The sequence below is a fragment of the Planktothrix serta PCC 8927 genome (genome assembly GCF_900010725.2).
Taxonomy (GTDB): Bacteria; Cyanobacteriota; Cyanobacteriia; order Cyanobacteriales; family Microcoleaceae; genus Planktothrix; species Planktothrix serta.
The window spans coordinates 176,469-195,039 of the sequence record NZ_LR734832.1 but is presented as its reverse complement, the minus strand read 5'-3'; the positions used below and the strand labels follow the sequence as shown (position 1 = coordinate 195,039).

Here is an 18,571-nt window from a genome sequence, read left to right as displayed (position 1 = left end):
TTTCAAGACAAGAGTGGATGCTAGATTAACGAGGGTTGCTGAATTTTGTCAAATTGCTCACGTTATATACAGCATCTAACTAGGGGGAGACTAATGACAGACTTGAGGGGAATCAGGAGTCACTCAGATTCAGGGGATATATATACAATATAACTATTCCTGCCTTGTGCTTTCGCTTGATAGAGGGCTTGATCCGCCGCTTCAATCAAAACTTGAGGAGAGGAATTCAAAGCCGGAATCAAACTCGCAATTCCCATACTTACAGTCAAGTGTGAACTAATCAGCGATGTCTCATGGGGAATTTGAAGAAACTTAAGGGTTTCAGTGATAATTTCAGCCACTTGAACGGCTCCGGGGATGGAGGTTTGAGGTAAAATAATTGCAAATTCTTCTCCACCATAACGTGCAACTAAATCCCCAGGTCGGCGAACGGAGCCATCAAGCGCTTGTGCAACTTTAATTAAACATTCATCCCCGGCTAAATGACCGTATTGATCGTTATAGTTTTTGAAGTAATCGACATCACAAAAAATTAATGCTAAAGGGTGCTGTTCTCGTGTGGCTCGTTTCCATTCTTGGGTTAAATATTCATCAAATCGACGTCGATTTGCCACCTGAGTTAGTCCATCCATCATCACTAAACCTTCTAGGCGTTTATTGGCAATTTGTAATTGTTGATAGAGTTGAGATTGTTGAATTGCAACTTGCAATTGTTCGACTAAAGTACAAGCTAATTCGACTTCTGGATCTTGCCAAATCCAAGTTTGATGATGACGATATAAACTCAAACTTCCCCAAATACAAGAACCCACCCACAAGGGAACAATTAATAAAGCACCAGAATTCATCTCTGCAAAATTCTGATTTAGGGGTTGAGTTCCATCGTTTTGAAAGTTAGAAATCCGAATCACTTTTTGTTGTTTGAGTTGGGCTGAAATTAAATTATTCTCATCAGAAATCATGATACCAATAGCATCAGGAATATCTAAGCTTTGAGTGGTACTTGCTACCATAATCCAATGGTTTTGATCAGCAAGATATTGAGCAATAGATACCCGATCAACATTTAATAACTGACCGATTTCAAAGGTTGCTGTTGAGAAAATAGTTTCTAAATCTAAGGACTGACTCATGGCTTGAATCACTCGCCTTAATCCCTTTTCGCGTTGGGCTTGTTGTTGAGTTTTCTCATACAATTGACTTTGATGAATAGCAATTGAAACTTGCGCCGCAAATTGTTCGAGTAAATCCAATTCCCAATAGGCCCATTCTCGCGGACAAGCACAATGATGAGCCATTAAAAATCCCCATAAAACTTCCCCTTCAATAATCGGAACCCCTAAGCAGGCTCGAACTTGACACTGTTCTAACCAATGTAACTGATCGGTTTTGAGATTAGCAATATAAATATCAGAAATATTATGAAGACATCCTTGACTAAAGGGAATCATACATTGTTCTTGAGTTAAATAAATGCTGGGTATTTGTTGACCCCAAAGTGAGATCCACTCCACACCTAAAGATTGTACAATTACTGTTGCTGTTTCATTGGGTTCACATCGATAAATTAAAACCCGATCGGTTTGCAATAACTTGCGAATTTCTAGGACGGTAGTATTCAATATTTCTTCCAGGTTTAACGACTGGCGAATGCGTTGGGTAATTTCCGTAACGACTCGTTCTCGTTTGAGCAGTTGACGCAGGGTTTCTTCAATTTGTTTACGCTCAGTAATATCTAATAAAGTTCCAAATAGCCGGATAATTTGCCCTTGTTCATTAATCACACGTTGGCATTTAATTAAGATATAATGGAGAGAACCATCGGGGCAAAAAATCCGAATTTCCTGTTGAAATTGTTTGCCATTGTTAATCGCTTGTTCCATGCGATAACGAATCAGTTCTCGATCATCGGGATGGGTAAAAACTTCTAGTAATTCTTCATAGCTGGGAACCTGTTGATCAGGACTTAACCCATGAATAGAAAAGCTTTCCTCTGACCAGTGAATTTGTTGGGTGATCAAATCATAAGACCAACTGCCTAAATGAGCCATTTTTTGAGCTTCTGCTAAGGCTAAATTTGTTTCTTGTAAGGCTTCTTGTACTTCTTTGCGATCGCTAATATCTCGAATTACCGCAACAGCAGAGGATGGAGATAAAGGAGAAATATTAGCAGAAAACCAAGTATTTTTTTCTGCAATTTCTAAACAATACTCAAGGTGAATAGTAGTCTGGCTTTGAATTGCTTTTTGCACCGTTTCTAATATCTGATCCGCGAGGGATTTCGGAAATATTTCATGGGGGGTTTTTCCGATCAGTTGTTCGGCGGGTTGATACAGAATTTGGGGATTATTCGTAATAATATTCAGATACCGTCCTTGATCATCTAAAGTTAAGACTAAATCCGACATCGCCCCAAAAACAGCCCGCAGTTCTGCTTCTGATTGACGTAACGCGGCTTCAACTTGTTTTCGGGAGGTGATATCTTGAATAAATCCCACTAACATTAAGTCATTTTCCTGAGTATGGGTAATGAATTGACTTCTATCTTCTACCCAAATATAAACACCATCTCGACGTCGCAGTCGATATTCCATTAAACAGGGAGATTGAGTTGTAATTAATTGTTGCACTTGTTGTTTAAGTTGTTCTCTATCGTTGGGATGTACTAACTGATAGAAACCCTCTAAATGAAGGGGTAATTCTGTTTGAGAATAGCCTAAGATTTCAGGGGTATTTCCACCCCAGGTCATCTGATTTTTGGCTGAATTCCATTCACAGAAAATTTGACCACTCGCTTGACCCGCCAATTCATAACGATGTTTCCAGGTCATCAGTTCGGTAATATCCTGTTGTCGCTGAAGTTCAACTTGTTTACGTTTGGTAATATCTCGACCAATGGCTTGAAATTCGGTGTTTTGTCCTGTGGTATCTGGAATTACCTGTACCGTCCATTCTAACCACTTTTGTTGATTGGATTCCTCCCCAATAACATACTGATAGGTTAGGGTTTCTTCGTGGGTTTCTAATAAATGAATCATTTGATCTCGCCAAAGGTTTTGCTCGTGTTCCTGAAGCCGAGAAAAAATATTTTGTCCGAGTAATTCGGAAGCAGACTGACCCAAATATTGACAACCTGCTTGATTAATAAAAGTTAAGGTTCCTTTAACAGTATAACAACAGACTATTTCGAGAAAACTATCGAGTAAGCGATGATAACGGGCTTCTTGTTGAACTAAACTCTGTACCAGTTGCATTTCCTGTTTAAGTTGTCCTGTTTGCAGATCTAAGGTATGTTGTAAAATATCAATTGTTTCTAGTAATTCGCCTGGATCAAGAACCCGTAAAATATGACTTTGAGTGACAATTCCGATTAAATTTCCTTCTGTTGTTGTCACGACTAAACGCCGAATTTGATCCTGTTGCATCTGTTGATGGGCTGACCATAAAGACTGTTTTGCTTGAATTTCGATCACGGGTGAACTCATCACCTTTTCTGCTAAGGTCGATTCAAAATTCAGATTTAACTGTTGTAATCGCACCATATCTCGTTCTGTAATCATTCCAATCGGTTGAATCAATTCTTGATTCTGTAATTGGGTAATTACAATACAACTAACTTGATAGGTTGTCATCAAGTTCGCTAACTGTTTCAGAGAAGTTGTTGGGGGTGCATGAATCACCCGAATTTGCATCACATCCTCAACCCGCCTTAATTTCAGAAGATCGTAAGGGGTAAGATACTCCCGAATCTGTTTTGGGGTAATCATTCCAACAACTTCTCCTTGGGAGTTGATAATAGGTAAATGGCGAATTCGATAGCGATGAAATTTTTGAATCACTTGCAAAGAATCCTTCGCTTCTGATTCCTGACAAGTGATCACATTAGGAGTCATGAGCGTGGTAATTGGAACTTGATCAAAACGGATTCCAGCCGCAATTGTCCGAACAATATCTCGTTCGGTTACAATTCCGATTAATTGTTGTTGGTCAATTACTAAAACACAGTCATCACCCCTTTCATTCATGAGGTTAATGGCATCTATACTGGGCGTATCTGATGTTACAATCAGTAAATTAGATTGCATTGTTGATTGGGATATTTTGGTGATCGAAATCATTTTTCTTCCCTCTAGAGACTTTCGCTATATCGTTACTCCGATTCGTGATCCGAGGAACGGGGGTCGGGGTCTATGTTGCATAAGTATCTCCAGAAATGGAAACCGTTGCGCCTCAAGAGTGGTCATTCTCTAAGCAGTTAATCAGGACTTAGACGGGTCAAATCGGGCTGTATTTCAAGCCCCCAATGAACAATAACTCAGGTCAGTGGTGGGTTGTTGACTTGATCATTAATAGTTCTTTGACATCCTCCCCATCGCTAAAGCCAGGGGATTCCATCTATTTCAACAGATCAAAAAGTAAAAAAGCCTTGATATTTTTCTACACCCTAGATTAACACAATCCTTGGCGAGCGCTCGGCCTAATCAATTTTAGAGTTCGTATTTTTTCAATAAAATTCTTAAATAACCTGAATTATCGGCTTTAATTCTCTACTTTTTGTGTTATATTTATAACAATTCAGTACAGGAGCAGTAGAGCATGAAATTACCCGCTTCCAGCCGATTTCAATTCACAGAAGACCTGAATATTTGCCGCCTTTTAAATGGAATGTGGCAAGTTTCTGGTGCTCACGGACGCATTGATACTAAAGCTGCCATCGAGAGTATGTTTAAATATCTGGATGCGGGATATACAACTTGGGATCTCGCCGATCATTATGGCCCTGCTGAGGATTTTATCGGTGAGTTTAGACGACAATTGATAGCGACTCGCGGACAAGAGGCGTTATCCCAGATTCAAGCCTTTACCAAATGGGTTCCTCGTCCGGGTAAAATGACTAAAAGTATTGTGGAAAAAAATATTGATATTTCTCGTCAAAGAATGGGGGTAGACTGTCTGGATTTATTGCAATTTCATTGGTGGGATTATCGGGATCAAAATTATTTAGATGCTTTACATTATATGGCAGAGTTGCAAACCGCAGGTAAAATTAAACATTTAGCCTTAACAAATTTTGACACCGAACATTTAAAAATTATTGTTGAAAATGGGATTAAAATAGTATCCAATCAAGTCCAGTTTTCCCTGATTGATCGTCGTCCTTTAGCTAAAATGACCGAATTTTGTCAAACTCACAATATTAAATTACTTCCCTATGGTGTTGTTTGTGGCGGATTTTTATCAGAAAAATATCTCGATCAACCTGAACCTAATAGATTAGGTTTAGAAACCGTCAGCTTGAAAAAATATAAAAATATGATTGATGCTTGGGGAGGATGGAATTTATTTCAAACTTTATTAATAACCTTAAATGCGATCGCCCAAAAACATCACGTCACTATTCCTAATATCGCCGTTCGTTATATCCTAGAACAACCCACCGTCGCCGGAACAATGGTAGGAACAAGATTAGGAATTTCTGAACATATTGAAGACAATGCAAAAGTCTTTGAATTTAGTCTTGATCCCGAAGATTATCAAGCCCTTAATTCCGTTCTTTCCCCATCCCATGATTTAATGGAAATTATCGGGGATTGTGGGGATGAATATCGATAATTTGTTAACAGGTGTCGGGTGTCGGGTTTCAGGTGTCGGGGAAGCCAGCAGAAGAAAGAAAGAAAGGGCGGGTTTAGGGAGATAATTACTGATCATTAAAGCTCGTCTCGGAACCCGCCCCTACGGTTTAATTGTTGATTATTGCTCAAATGCGAGGGGATTTTTTCAACAACAAAATGTAGGGGCGGGTTCTGTAATTATCTTCAATTCTTACGCTTTTATCTGACTAAACCCGCCCCTCTCTTCTTCAATGCTCCCCTTGTCCCCCTGTCCCCTGCTTTCTTAACGGTTTTGCAGTGCTTGAACAGCGCGAACTAAACGTTTTAGATAAGGTTTAATTAAAGTTTGTTGTTCCTTTTGTAAGGTATTAACTTGCTGAGAAAGCTGATCTATTTGTGTGTGAATTGTAGCTGAATCTGTAACAGATTGATTAACCAATGCTTCTAAAGCGGTTGTTAATGCTTGTTGATCATTACCTTCCAAATCAGGTGCAGAAGTCTCTATTGATGTTTTCAATTCATCTATAGCTTCTTGCATTAACTTAAACCGCACATTCATCACTTCCCAATCATCTTGTCGCAGCGCATTTTTTTCTAAATGTTGAGTCACCCGTTGTAACTCCGTCAATACATCCGTAATTGGATCAAGTTCATTCGATTCCGGGGGTAAGGTTTGCATTTGCTCATGTAACGATTGTACGACCCCTTGAACATCTGTAACCGCAGCATCGACCGTTTGACGCATATATTGTTCAAACCGTTGACGATTCATAATATTCAAGATCAACGCAAAGGTTAGGGGTGTTCCCGCAAACACAATTTGCTGATACCATGCAGCAATCAGCGTTCCTACTGCGGTTCCCGCAATTGAAACATACTCGGCTAACTTCCACCCATCGACCGGGTTGCGTGACGGTTTTGATGATTCTTCACTATTCTGCATGGTCGTTGCTGACTTAATACAATCCTAGAGTCATGCTAACTCAAATTCCCCAACAATCAACAATTGAAATCAAGAATATGGAATTTTGCTTCATAAAAATTTAGCCTCTAATTGTCAACAATTGGCACTCAACCCTTTAAAATCAGGGAAAAAGCGTGTTTTGCATCAATGACTACTCCAACCGAAATTCCTCCCCTTAATAGTTTAGACTATATCCCCTATCTGGATGAAAATGGTAAAATCCCGGAATCCCTTCAGGGTCAAATTGGGGTTTATGCCATTTTTAATCAAGAAAAGATTTTACAATATGTGGGATATTCCAGAGATATTTATCTGGGTTTGAAACAACATTTTATCCGTCAAAATCAAGGCTGCTATTGGCTGAAAATAGAAACTATTACTCGTCCGAGTCGAACAATTTTAGAAACGATTAAAGCAGCTTGGATTGCTGAAAATGGTTCAATTCCTCTGGGAAATAGCCAGGATGAAGTTCTCTGGAATCATCCGATTTCAGTTAAACCTTTGATGACCGATGAAGAACAAATAGCTTATCAACAAACCGATGAAATTGGTCAAGAAAAACTGTTAAAACAAGTGTCGCGTCGGGTAGAAGAACAAATTTTAGCTGAACTTAAAATGCGCGGTTTACAAGAAGAAATTCGCTTTAATCCTAAACTTAAAAGTAAGGGATTATTGGATTTAAAATAAAAGATAGAGGGCGATTGTCATTCTCAACAATTTAACCTATTAAGGGGTGCGTGCGCTCCTGCTTACGCACCCTAAAATTAATTTTTGAATTGATGAACTATTTTTCTTTTTGATAATTGGGGATATCTACACCATAGGGAATTTCAATACATCCTAAATCAAAAGGTAAACAAAATTTTGATGCTAAATGATCGACAGAAAAATAATAATTTAATCCCCATCCTAGGATTAAACCTACGGTAGATAATAAAGATAAAATTATAAAAGCGGGCCAATTGTTAAATCGGGAGGTTTGCAATTCTAATCTAGCTAAAGCCGTAGCTGAAAGCATTAATAAAATATTGATTGATATCTGTAACCAAGTGACAATAAATACACCCAAAATTGAGAAGAACACAATCATAAAAAATGTTCCTAGATCCGATCTAATCCACTTTAAAACTCCCCCTTGAAACAGGTTAATAGGCATAGTAAAGAATAAATCCATTAACCAAATTAAGACTAAGATTATAGCTGAAATTAAAAAATATGAACTAGATTGAAATAAAAACCAACCAAAATGGAGACAAGTAATGAGAAGTAATCCGAAGGAAACCCAAGTAATAATTGTAAGTTTTTGTTCTGATTTCATTGAAACATTAGGAGAAAAAAAATTAAAGTTTTATGTTGAATTCCTTTTCAGAGATTAGTAGAAATCGCCTGAACAGGACAGGTGGGAATACATTGTTCACAAACAATACACCGTGAGCGGGTAAACGTCAAATAAAACGTTTCTGGATTCAGTGTTAACGCTTCTGTAGGACAAACCCCGGTACATAATCCACAATCAACACAACTTTCCTCATCAATTAAAATCTCCCGTCCTACCAAAGAAACCCCAATATTTTGAGTTTGCATCCATTCAATAGCGGCTTCTAGTTCATCAATATCTCCTGATAATTCTACCACTAATTTTCCCTCTTGATTGGGGGCAACTTGAGCTCGAATAATATTAGCCGCCACATTAAAATCTTTAGCCAAACGATAAGTGATCGGCATCTGAATAGAACGTTTAGGAAAAGTTAAAGTTACTCGTTTTTTCATAATGAGGGAACAGGGAACAGGGAAATTATTGCTTTTAGGCTTAATTTATGTTTCTATTTTACAGCAATTTTAAGGATTTTTTTACAAAATTTCGTTAAACTAAAATAATCAATGATGATCATCTTTGACTATATGAACATGAACGAAAATCCCTTGCCTTCAACAACCCCAACATCACCTTCTGATTTAGCCAAACGCATTAGAAACTTTTTAATTGTCATCGCCGCCGTTATCCTTAGTGTCGCGGTTTTCTTGGGAGTGCGAACAGACGCCACCTCAACTTCTCTCCCCCAACTTGCAGAAGCATCAATTCCTGTTGATGTGGCATTGAGTAATGGTAAACCCACTTTAATCGAATTTTATGCGAATTGGTGTACCAGTTGCCAAGCAATGGCACCAGAGTTAAATGAAATTAAACAACAGTATGCTGAAAAACTCAATTTTGTGATGTTGAATGTAGATAATAGTAAATGGTTGCCAGAACTTCTTAAATATCGGGTTGATGGTATTCCTCATTTTGTTTATTTGAATCAAAAAGCCGAAACAATTGCTCAAACAATTGGTGAAATTCCTCGCAATATCCTAGAAGCAAATTTAGACGCTTTAATTGCAGAAAATCCCCTCCCCTACACCCAAGCAAGCGGTCAAGTTTCTGCTTTTAATTCTCCCCTAACTTTAGATAAATCTAGCACCTCCGATCCCCGTTCTCATGGTGCTCAAGTAAATTGACACTCTCAGGTCTGAAGACGCGCTCGATTCTAACTTCAACCTAGATACGTGCTGCGACCAGGGTTTCCCCAAGAAGAGTAGAGGTTTCTAGTCCATTAGCGTTACTTCGGGGATGCCCTCCCCTAGCTTGTTTACCAAGATTTAGAATATTAATTGCAGCATTTGTATCTCTATGTAACTCACATCCACAATTACAAACATGGGTGCGGGTTGATAGAGATTTTTTCACTATTACCCCACAATTAGAACATTTTTGCGAAGTGTAATGGGGTGCAACCGGAATTGCTAATTTATCAAATTTAGCTGCAAAATATTCTATCCATTGTCGGATAATGTCTTTAACATTGTAAGATTGAATATCCCATTTCCCTAACAATTTAAGTTTACCAATCCCATTTTTGTCGGTAAAGGTAATCTGTCTTTTGGTTGGATGCAATGCCCATCCCGATGTTTTGTATTCAACGGAACGGCAATCTTTTTGAAATTTGGGATATCCTTTTTTACCCGAAATCTTTTTCTGACAATTGTCGTAAAAACGACTAATGGCAGACCACCCCCGCTCGGATGCGGATTGGACTGCCATTGAGTTTAGGTCAGCAACAAAGGGAAATTCATTTCTGAGAGTTGTGGAATATTTATTTAAAGCAAATCTATCAATCTTTAATTCTCTTGAATTATCCATCCAATATCTAATCGCTTTGTTGCGAACAAATTGGGTAGTGCGAATTGCTTGATCAATCGCTTGATATTGATTAGGTTTGCCTTTAACTTTGTATTCCAGAACTATCATGAAAATCTCCTTGTTTCGACCTACAATAATATTAGCATAGATCGAAGAAATGTTCACGGGAAATAATTTCCCCTGAGTCGATTTTCATCTCAGGTCTGAAGACACGCTCGTTTTCAATCTCCCAGACTTGTCTTATAAGTTAACAGTTGACGGTTAACCGTTAACCGTCAACTGTCAACCCCCAATAATTAATATTTGTGTCCGTAAATCGGCTAGAGGTTATTGTAGGGGAAGTCTAAGTTACAACTTCACACCCTTTTTTTCCTACCAAAATGGCGAAAGACCTTGCAATTCAAACTCGTGGACTGACAAAACGATTTGATCGCCATCTGGCGGTTAATGATATAGATTTACAAATCCCAATGGGTGAAGTTTATGGACTCATTGGGCCAAATGGAGCCGGAAAAACAACTTTATTGCGGATATTAGCTACTGTAGAAGAACCGACAATGGGGGAAATTTATATTAATGGAGAAGCGTTATCACGGGATCATACAAACCCCAAAATTAAACAACATTTAGGTTATTTACCCGATGATTTTCCCCTGTATGATGATCTCACCGTTTGGGATTATTTAGATTATTTTGCGCGGTTGTATTATTTACGCGAACCTCGACGCACTCAACGATTATATGAAGTCTTGGAAATCGTGCAGTTAACCCCCAAACGTAATAGTTTAATTTCCACCCTTTCACGGGGTATGAAACAACGATTAAGTTTAGGACGCACAATTATTCATGAACCTTTACTGCTATTTCTTGATGAACCAGTTTCTGGTTTAGATCCCATTGCTCGAATGCAGTTTCGAGAGATTATTAAAAGCTTACATGAAGCCGGAATGACAATTGTGATTTCTTCCCATGTTTTAAGCGATTTAGAGGATTTTTGCACCTGTATTGGGATTATGGAATTGGGATATCTGGTTGAAAGTGCCTCGATACAGGACTTGTATAAACGTTTGAGTGTGCAGCATCTTTTTATTTCGACTTTGGGTAAAATGGATATACTAATCGCGGAGTTAAAATATCATTCTGGGGTTGAGAGTTGGGAAATTTTACCCGGAAATCAACAGGTTAAAGTTCAATTTTCGGGAACAGAAAAAGATTCTGCAATCTTATTGCGATCGCTCATTTCTGCTGAAATTCCCCTCAGCAAATTTAATCGAGTTCAAGAAAACTTAGAATCCATTTTCTTAAAACTCGGACATAAACAAGCGTCTTAAAAGCACTCGTCTCTTTCAACTTTGTTAAGGATTAATAGCCATGAATATTCAATCTTTCAATCTATTTAAACAGTGGAATCCCCAACTGGTTCGAGAATTAAAAGGTCGGTTTCGAGTTCGTAATCTTCTGATGGCAATCGGAATTTCTATTCTCAGCCAAGTGATTCTATTTTTTAGCACTTTCGATAAATTTCCAGGGATGAAAAAGATCACTATTGCTAGTGGATACTGCCCTACTAAAAATCAATTATATCATAATTATGATCAACAATATTGGAAGACTCAAGATCAACTTCATGCTTTAGCAACTGGAGAAAACCGTTCTGTTTTAGAACAAAATCTTAAAGAAATTAACAAACTCAGAAATACTCTCTGTCCAACTGATTTAATTGATTTTAATCGTTGGTTTTTGGACTACTGGACGAATATTTTTATATGGATCAGTGTTTTAGCAGTTTTCAGCTTAATTGTTCTGGGAACTTATATGCTCATTAATGATTTAGCCACCGAAGAACGGCGAGGAACCCTGAATTTTATTCGATTAAGTCCACAATCTGCCCAGACTATTTTAATCGGAAAATTATTGGGAGTACCCAGTTTATTATATCTAGGAGTTTTACTGACAATTCCCTATCAATTATGGGCTGGAATTTCCGCTAATATTTCCATCTTGGAAATTTTTAGTTTTTATGGTTTAACTGTAGGCAGTTGTGCATTTTTTTATAGCATTGCGTTGTTAGTTGGAGTTACCACCAGTTCTTGGTTACATGGATTACAATCTTGGGTCGGGAGTAGCATTATTTTCACCTTTTTACTCATTGCCAATAATAAACCAATTAGCAATGATGGTTGGAATTGGCTGAATATGTTCTCTCCCACCTGTCTCCTCCGCTATTTAATTAATCGCACAGGAAATAGTGACTTAAATTCTCCCTTCGGTCACGATAATATTAATCAATTACAGTGGTTTGGATTAACTCTGGGAGAAAATGGAGTTTCTCTATTGGGATTAGCCCTTTTAAATTATGGTTTTTTGACCTATTGGATTTGGCAAGCTTTAAAACGGAACTATAATCAGCCTAATCTTCCGGCTTTAAGTAAAAAACAGAGCTATTTATTAACGATTGGTTTCACCCTATTAAACCTAGGGTTTACCCTCTCTCAGTTTGAATTAGTATCCAGTCATTATGCTACTATTTTTATCGGTAATATTCTGCTGATTTTGGGTTTAATATTGTCTCTTTCTCCCCAACGACAAACATTACAAGATTGGGTTCGATATCGACAAGAACGGAAACAGTATTGGTGGATAGACCTGGGAAATGATTTAGTTTGGGGCGAGAAAAGTCCGGCAATTGTTGCCATTTTGATTAATCTTTTAATAGCTTCTACCATTTGGGTTACAACGATTCTGCTCATCGCTAAACCCTCTATAAAAGTGGAAATGTTGTTAGCGGTTTCCTTACATTTGAGTTTTATGCTGCTTTGTGCCAGTATTGCTCAATTAATCATGATGATGAAAACACCAAAACGAACCCTATGGGCAACAGTTATGGTATCAGCACTGTTGGTTCTTCCTCCATTCTTTATTGCGATTCTGTTTAACTCTAAACCCGGATTTGAAGGAGCTTATGTGTGGTCTATTTTGTCCTTTGTTTCCCTCCCTTCAGCGACAACATCCTCAATTCTGATCAGTTTAATGGGTCAAGGATTAATAATTATTCTGTGCAATTTGCAACTCACACGATTGTTAAAAAAAGCCGGAGAATCAGAATTAAAAGCCTTAGTAAGTTCCTGAATAAAAGCACCCTGAACAATGAAAAACCTGATTAAAAATTAGGATTAAGTTTCTGTTCCCAGATTGGATGTCACTTTCTGGGACTCTATTTTTTCTGAACTGGGTAAAGAGGGTTGAATTTGCTCCGCATAAAGTTGAGGTAAATTTTCAACTTCCCAAACTTTAAGCAGGATCAAATATTCATAAAAGGCTTGTAAAACACACCAAGTAAATCCTGAACGACCATCTAAAATTCCTCCTAAAACAAAGTACATATACAGAAACCGAATTAGGGGTCTAAATGGTAAACGTAAAGACAAATCTTTTAACGCTCGTCGTCGTTCAACTTCTGAACTTCCTAAGAATAAATTTTTCCAATTCACTGTTCCTGTTTGTAACTGTCGCAAAGTTTCTACCGCTTCATCCGTTGAATAGCGATTGTGTTTTTCAATCCAACGAGATAACCCTTTACTACAGGTATAATGGGGATAGGTTTCTTGAATAAATCCCGTAGGGCCATCACAGACTTCTCGTTCAGTATGACCATAATCGGTAAACCAAACTTTATCCTTACGAAAAAGACGCATTTGATATCGAGGATATTGGGTACTGCGTCGAATCCAACTCCCTAAAAATATCACCCTTTCAGCGACATAATAGCCAATATAATCATCGCTTTGGATGGCTTGTAAACATTCTTGAAATAACTCGGTTGTCATGCGTTCATCGGCTTCTAAGATGTAAACCCACTCATGTTTTGTGGGAATTTCTTGTAACATCCAGGTTCGTTGTTTTCCGTGACTTTCAAAGCGATGTTGCAGAACTCGGACGGGATACTGTTGAGCAATTTCAACGGTGCGATCTTGACTAAAAGAATCGACCACAATAATATCATCCGATAATAACGCAGATTCAATACAATCCGCGATATCAATCTCTTCGTTTGCGGTGAGAATATAAATAGAAAACATGAAGAATCAGTTATCAGTTATCAATTATCAATTATCAATTATCAATTATCAATTATCAGTTATCAATTATCAGCTATGATCGAGTTGACCCTGGATTGGGATCAAGAAAATCTTGATTTTCCTGTTTTCACTGATAACTGGTAACTGGTAACTGATAACTGATAACTGTTAAGCAGTAGGCGTTTTGCGACGATTTCCACTTTTGAGAATACCCAGACCTTTTAATCCTGTCCAACCGATAGTAATGTAGCCAATGGCTAACAATAAACTACTAATTCCAGTTCGCAAACTCGATTTCAAAGACTGGGTTTTGGCTTGTTGTTCGAGTTCTTGTTTGCGATCGCGAATTTGAGTTAACAATTGTGTCGGTAAATTATCCGCTTGTTGATTGAGAAACTCTTCAATAGCTTTCGGATTCGATTTAGACTGTTCTAAAATATCTTTGACTTGCTTCGGGAGATTAGGGTTAGAAAGGGCTTGATTTAGCGCATCAGGATTTTGTGCTAAACCAGCAATTTGATCTTTAAGCTGAGTTTTTCGCTGTTGAATTTGTTGTTGGAATTGATCACTACTGATTTGAGTTTCGAGTTGAGTTTGAGCTTGAGTAGCCTGTTGATTAATTTGTGTGAGGGCCTCGGCTCTAGCCAGACGGGTATTATTCAGATGTAAAGGAAATAGTAACAGGTACAATAGTCCCAATAAACTCGCCAGCAATGCGACCCAAAATCTTAAACTCGCAAAAGGTTTACCTGATTTGACCGTCCCTTCGGTGGCAGTATCGATCCAAAAGGCAATAAAGATTAAGGCCATTCCCACCATAGGGACAATGCCTCGATCGACTAAATCACTGGTGACACTAATTTGCCAGCCTCGGTTGAGAAAATTCGGCGGAATCAAAAGTACCAGATAATCTACAAGAGAAGAGAGAAGTAAAATTACCCCAACCAGTTTGAGGATGAGAGAGGTTGTCGAGGAAAATTGACGACTAGAAGTGGCTTTCATGTTTATTATTTGTAAGCTAAGTGATGGTTAACCCAGATCTTGATCTTGCCCTTACCCATCAAGTATTCCAGTTCCTAATTGATTTGCAAGATTAAGATCAACAAACGTTACAATCTTAATCGGTTCAGAGCAGTAACAACGAAAAATTCTCATCCTCCCGACTTAGACTTAAATGACTCCTTATCTCTACACCTTAACCGAATTACAACACGACATTACCCTTCATCCTGATCGGTGGCGTCCTCTGGTGTTTACCAATGGCTGTTTTGACTTAATTCATGCGGGTCATGTTCGCTATTTACAAGCAGCCAAAGCCCTAGGGCGATCGCTCGTTGTCGGACTCAATAGTGATTTGTCCGTCCAAACGATTAAACCCCAAAAACCCGGACATCCTCCCCGTCCCATTGTCCCGGAAGCACAACGGGCGGAAGTCCTCGCCACCCTGAAACCCGTTGATGGTGTGGTAATTTTTCCTGAAACCACAGCCGATCATTTAATTGAAACCCTGAAACCCGATATTTATGTCAAGGGGGGAGACTACACCTTAGAAACCCTCCCCGAAGCCCCTATTGTACACAGCTATGGCGGTAAAGTTGCCTTGATTAACATTGAAGTTCCCTCCTCTACCAGCGCCCTAATTCAACGGATTCTCAACGGTTAACTGTTCCCTGCTGCTTGTACAATAGTTGCAGTTGAGAATTCTGTACTCATTCAAAACTTGAAACGCCACGCCACTATGACTGACTTGACCACTTCCCCACAACCTGACCTGATCAGTGCGGATGAATTACGCTCTCAGCTTTTTGCAGGTTCGGAAAAAGCTCAATTTCAACTGCTACAAACATTAACCCAAGGTGGGGAAACGGTTTGGGATGTTTTAATGGAGTTTTTATTAAAACAGCAGTCTCATCCTCCTAATTTAGTTGACGGTAAAGTTTATCAAATTTTATATACGGCTGCTCCAACTTCCGAAAAAGTTAGTAGCTTTTTGCAAACCCATTTTCCGACGGGAATTGTTCCCTTAAAATCTCAAACCGGAATTGATTACATCCCCTTACAAAAATTACTCGCGCAACAAGATTTTTTAGAGGCGGATAAATTAAGTTTACAGAAACTTTGTGAATTAGCCGGAACTTCTGCGGCACAACGAAAATGGATTTATTTTTCCGAAATTGAACGCTTACCGATTACGGATTTACACACCCTTGATAGTCTGTGGAAAATTCATTCTGAAGGAAAATTTGGCTATTCTGTACAACAAGAACTTTGGCTGAGTGTTAATAAAAATTGGGATAAATTCTGGCCTAAAATTGGTTGGCGCACGGGTCGTAATTGGACTCGCTACCCCCAAGAATTCACCTGGGATTTAACTGCACCCAAAGGTCATCTACCCCTATCTAATCAGTTGCGAGGCGTTCGAGTCATCGAAGCCTTACTCTCTCACCCCGCTTGGTCAAAGTCTTAGTAGATAGGGGTGTGTTATCTGTTAACAGTTAACGGTTAACGGTTAACCGTTAACAAATTCTACAACCTCAGCGTAAATTCTAAAATTAACCGTTGGTTTTCCAGAGAATAGGGTTGAATTTTTGACACTTGGCGAAAAGCATGAATTGCTAATCTATAATCCCCTAAAGCGGCATAACATAACCCCATCCCATGCAAGGCACCAAAATGAATAGGGTTGAGTCTGATAGCCCGTTTACAATCTGCTAAAGCTTTCTTAAATTGTCGTGTTGTATAATATAAAACGGCTCGTCGGTTCCAAGCTTCCGCAAAATCAGGTAAATCCTGAATTAATTGGGTTAAAATCCGTTCTGCTTCCGCCATTTTCCCCGCTTGTTGACAAGCTTCGGCACGACGAATCTGTTCTAAACCAACGATTCCCTTTTGCTCAAACCATAAATGCCACAATTCATCAGTGGCTCGTTGGCGAACATCCTGATCCGGATCTTTCAAATCTTCCAGTAATGATTGTACATTTAGATCATCCATAGCTTTTGATTTTTCGTCCTCCAATTCAGCCTAGGTAATTTATACAAAAAATCGGAAAATCCATCTTTAATTTAAGAAATAAAAAGCCGTTATTAGAAGTATAACTGCTAGTTTATCAATTCTATGTATAACATAAAGGTTAAAAATTATATTGAGATTAAGTTAAGAATTATTATCAATAATAGGAGGTGAACTCACTGCATTGATTTCCTCAACTTTCATAAATATTGTACGACCGTTGCCAAGAACTAGCCAGAAAGTCAGTAAAGTTTTATAATACCAGACAGACCTAATTATTAAGTAGAGGTATGCGCGATTGGATATGGTAACTTTCTGGATGGGAAATTTAGCTTGGGGACTCGGTTCTATCCTCGGAGCAGAACTGGTACGAGATGTTTACCATGTCCTCGCTCATGTTTTTTCGCCCTTAATTCGTTTGCATAATTGGCATCATCGGGTCTTTCGTCCCGATTTAACCCCCGTCAGTGAAGAAATTTATCGCCAAGCCCATTGGTATAATGACGTTCCTGAAGCCTGCGTGATGTTGAGCTTTAGTCTAATCTTACTGACCATTGCCCATATTTATACCCCCGCACAACAGGGATTTGCCCTTCTGGGTTGTCTTTATACCCTAAGTTTTCTGTTATCGGCTATTGGGCGAGGAATGGGGATTCCCAATCTGGATAAACTGACCGATTTAACCCACACTCCCGGTCAATTTACCAGTCCGCCTGCACCCTGGATGGTGAATCGAACTTACCATTGGCGTCATCATTTTGATAATCAAAACGCTTATTTTTGTGGAACCTTTACCGTATTAGATAAACTGATGGGAACGGCACTTTCATTAAAAGGAAAAACCGTTGCTGTCACCGGAGCATCAGGAACTCTCGGACAAGCTCTGCTATTCCATCTCCATTCCAAGGGTGCAAAAGTTCTAGCTTTGACTTCAGGTGAACAACTTCTGAGCTTAACGGTTAACGGAGAAACAATTCCCCTCAAAACCGTAACTTGGCAAGTGGGACAAGAACAAAAATTAACAGATTTACTGCAAAATGTTGATATTTTAATCCTCAATCACGGGATTAATGTTCAGGGTTTGAGAACAGAAGAGGCGATTTCTCAGTCCTATGAAGTCAATACATTTTCCTGCTGGCGTCTGTTAGAATTGTTCCTAAGTACCGTTCGCACAAACGCTGATATCGCTAGAAAAGAAGTTTGGGTGAATACCTCGGAGGCAGAAGTTGGGCCAGCATTCAGTCCACTCTACGAACTGAGTAAACGGACTTTAGGGGATTTGATTACCCTGCGTCGTTTAGATGCACCCTGCGTGATTCGTAAATTGATCTTAGGGCCCTTTAAGAGCAACTTAAACCCGATTGGGGTGTTGTCTCCTGACTGGGTTGCCCAACAAATTATTAAACTTGCTCAAGGGGATGTCCGCGATATAATTATAACTATCAATCCCCTGACATTTATTGCCTTCCCCATCAAAGAATTTTGGGTGTCTACTTACTTCAAACTGTTCAGTCGTAAACCTGCTGATGTGACGGCTACTGTGAATCAGTGATCAGTTACCAGTGATCAGTTATCAGTGTAAGAGTTGACTAATTCCTTAACTCTTAGTTACTAACTATTGGTTATTAACTATTAACTGTTAACTATTAGCTCTTAACTGATAACTGTTACAGACGTTGTATGCAACGTCTCTACACTGGTAACTGATTCACTGATAACTGAT

General features: G+C 38.8%; 16 protein-coding genes. 8 read left to right on the top strand and 8 right to left on the bottom strand.

What is annotated here, in order from left to right:
• Positions 1–119: 119 nt before the first annotated feature.
• Positions 120–4,085, bottom strand: coding sequence for a diguanylate cyclase domain-containing protein (locus PL8927_RS03435; RefSeq protein ID WP_197047300.1), 3,966 nt, complete (start codon positions 4,083–4,085; stop codon positions 120–122).
• Positions 4,086–4,596: 511 nt separating this feature from the next.
• Between PL8927_RS03435 and PL8927_RS03430 the strand changes: the two genes are divergently transcribed.
• A complete protein-coding gene (locus PL8927_RS03430) occupies positions 4,597–5,613 on the top strand; it encodes an aldo/keto reductase (RefSeq protein ID WP_083617632.1) in 1,017 nt (338 codons plus the stop codon).
• 282 nt (positions 5,614–5,895) lie between these two features.
• Here PL8927_RS03430 and PL8927_RS03425 read toward each other — a convergent pair whose 3' ends face one another.
• Entirely contained in the window at positions 5,896–6,555 is a 660-nt protein-coding gene (locus PL8927_RS03425) for a hypothetical protein (protein ID WP_083617630.1), read from the bottom strand.
• 168 nt (positions 6,556–6,723) lie between these two features.
• On the opposite strand from PL8927_RS03425, the gene PL8927_RS03420 reads away from it, so the two are divergent.
• Positions 6,724–7,263 (top strand): GIY-YIG nuclease family protein, encoded by a 540-nt coding sequence (locus PL8927_RS03420; RefSeq protein ID WP_083617628.1) that lies wholly within the window; start codon positions 6,724–6,726, stop codon positions 7,261–7,263.
• 97 nt (positions 7,264–7,360) lie between these two features.
• Here PL8927_RS03420 and PL8927_RS03415 read toward each other — a convergent pair whose 3' ends face one another.
• Together PL8927_RS03415 and PL8927_RS03410 are read right to left on the bottom strand one after the other, a co-directional pair.
• Positions 7,361–7,666, bottom strand: a complete 306-nt coding sequence (locus PL8927_RS03415; RefSeq protein WP_156093083.1) for a hypothetical protein — start codon at positions 7,664–7,666, stop codon at positions 7,361–7,363.
• 275 nt (positions 7,667–7,941) lie between these two features.
• Positions 7,942–8,346: an NIL domain-containing protein gene (locus PL8927_RS03410; protein WP_072720928.1), complete on the bottom strand. Its 405-nt coding sequence runs from the start codon at positions 8,344–8,346 to the stop codon at positions 7,942–7,944.
• A gap of 138 nt (positions 8,347–8,484) precedes the next feature.
• Here PL8927_RS03410 and PL8927_RS03405 point away from each other — a divergent pair, with 138 nt between their 5' ends.
• Positions 8,485–9,075, top strand: coding sequence for a thioredoxin family protein (locus PL8927_RS03405; RefSeq protein ID WP_083617624.1), 591 nt, complete (start codon positions 8,485–8,487; stop codon positions 9,073–9,075).
• A 40-nt stretch (positions 9,076–9,115) separates the two neighbouring features.
• On the opposite strand, the gene PL8927_RS03400 is transcribed toward PL8927_RS03405, so the two are convergent.
• Positions 9,116–9,865, bottom strand: coding sequence for an RNA-guided endonuclease InsQ/TnpB family protein (locus tag PL8927_RS03400; RefSeq protein ID WP_083617622.1), 750 nt, complete (start codon positions 9,863–9,865; stop codon positions 9,116–9,118).
• Between the two features lie 272 nt (positions 9,866–10,137).
• Here PL8927_RS03400 and PL8927_RS03395 point away from each other — a divergent pair, with 272 nt between their 5' ends.
• Both PL8927_RS03395 and PL8927_RS03390 read left to right on the top strand, forming a co-directional pair.
• The gene (locus tag PL8927_RS03395) at positions 10,138–11,088 is read left to right on the top strand and encodes an ABC transporter ATP-binding protein (protein ID WP_083617620.1); all 951 of its coding nucleotides are present in this window, start codon (positions 10,138–10,140) and stop codon (positions 11,086–11,088) included.
• Positions 11,089–11,128: 40 nt separating this feature from the next.
• Positions 11,129–12,886 carry a hypothetical protein gene (locus PL8927_RS03390; RefSeq protein ID WP_083617618.1) on the top strand — a complete coding sequence of 586 codons (1,758 nt, stop codon included), beginning with the start codon at positions 11,129–11,131 and terminating at the stop codon, positions 12,884–12,886.
• 44 nt (positions 12,887–12,930) lie between these two features.
• On the opposite strand, the gene PL8927_RS03385 is transcribed toward PL8927_RS03390, so the two are convergent.
• Together PL8927_RS03385 and hpsJ-B are read right to left on the bottom strand one after the other, a co-directional pair.
• Positions 12,931–13,836, bottom strand: a complete 906-nt coding sequence (locus tag PL8927_RS03385; protein WP_083617616.1) for a glycosyltransferase family 2 protein — start codon at positions 13,834–13,836, stop codon at positions 12,931–12,933.
• A 168-nt stretch (positions 13,837–14,004) separates the two neighbouring features.
• The gene (gene hpsJ-B, locus PL8927_RS03380; protein ID WP_083617614.1) at positions 14,005–14,838 is read right to left on the bottom strand and encodes a hormogonium polysaccharide biosynthesis protein HpsJ; all 834 of its coding nucleotides are present in this window, start codon (positions 14,836–14,838) and stop codon (positions 14,005–14,007) included.
• 172 nt (positions 14,839–15,010) lie between these two features.
• Between hpsJ-B and rfaE2 the strand changes: the two genes are divergently transcribed.
• Both rfaE2 and PL8927_RS03370 read left to right on the top strand, forming a co-directional pair.
• The gene (gene rfaE2 / locus PL8927_RS03375) at positions 15,011–15,499 is read left to right on the top strand and encodes a D-glycero-beta-D-manno-heptose 1-phosphate adenylyltransferase (RefSeq protein ID WP_083617612.1); all 489 of its coding nucleotides are present in this window, start codon (positions 15,011–15,013) and stop codon (positions 15,497–15,499) included.
• Positions 15,500–15,574: 75 nt separating this feature from the next.
• A complete protein-coding gene (locus tag PL8927_RS03370) occupies positions 15,575–16,303 on the top strand; it encodes a GUN4 domain-containing protein (RefSeq protein ID WP_083617610.1) in 729 nt (242 codons plus the stop codon).
• Positions 16,304–16,362: 59 nt separating this feature from the next.
• Here PL8927_RS03370 and PL8927_RS03365 read toward each other — a convergent pair whose 3' ends face one another.
• Positions 16,363–16,830, bottom strand: coding sequence for a tetratricopeptide repeat protein (locus PL8927_RS03365; RefSeq protein WP_083617608.1), 468 nt, complete (start codon positions 16,828–16,830; stop codon positions 16,363–16,365).
• Positions 16,831–17,152: 322 nt separating this feature from the next.
• Here PL8927_RS03365 and PL8927_RS03360 point away from each other — a divergent pair, with 322 nt between their 5' ends.
• Entirely contained in the window at positions 17,153–18,400 is a 1,248-nt protein-coding gene (locus PL8927_RS03360) for a bifunctional sterol desaturase/short chain dehydrogenase (RefSeq protein WP_083617606.1), read from the top strand.
• Positions 18,401–18,571 lie beyond the last annotated feature (171 nt).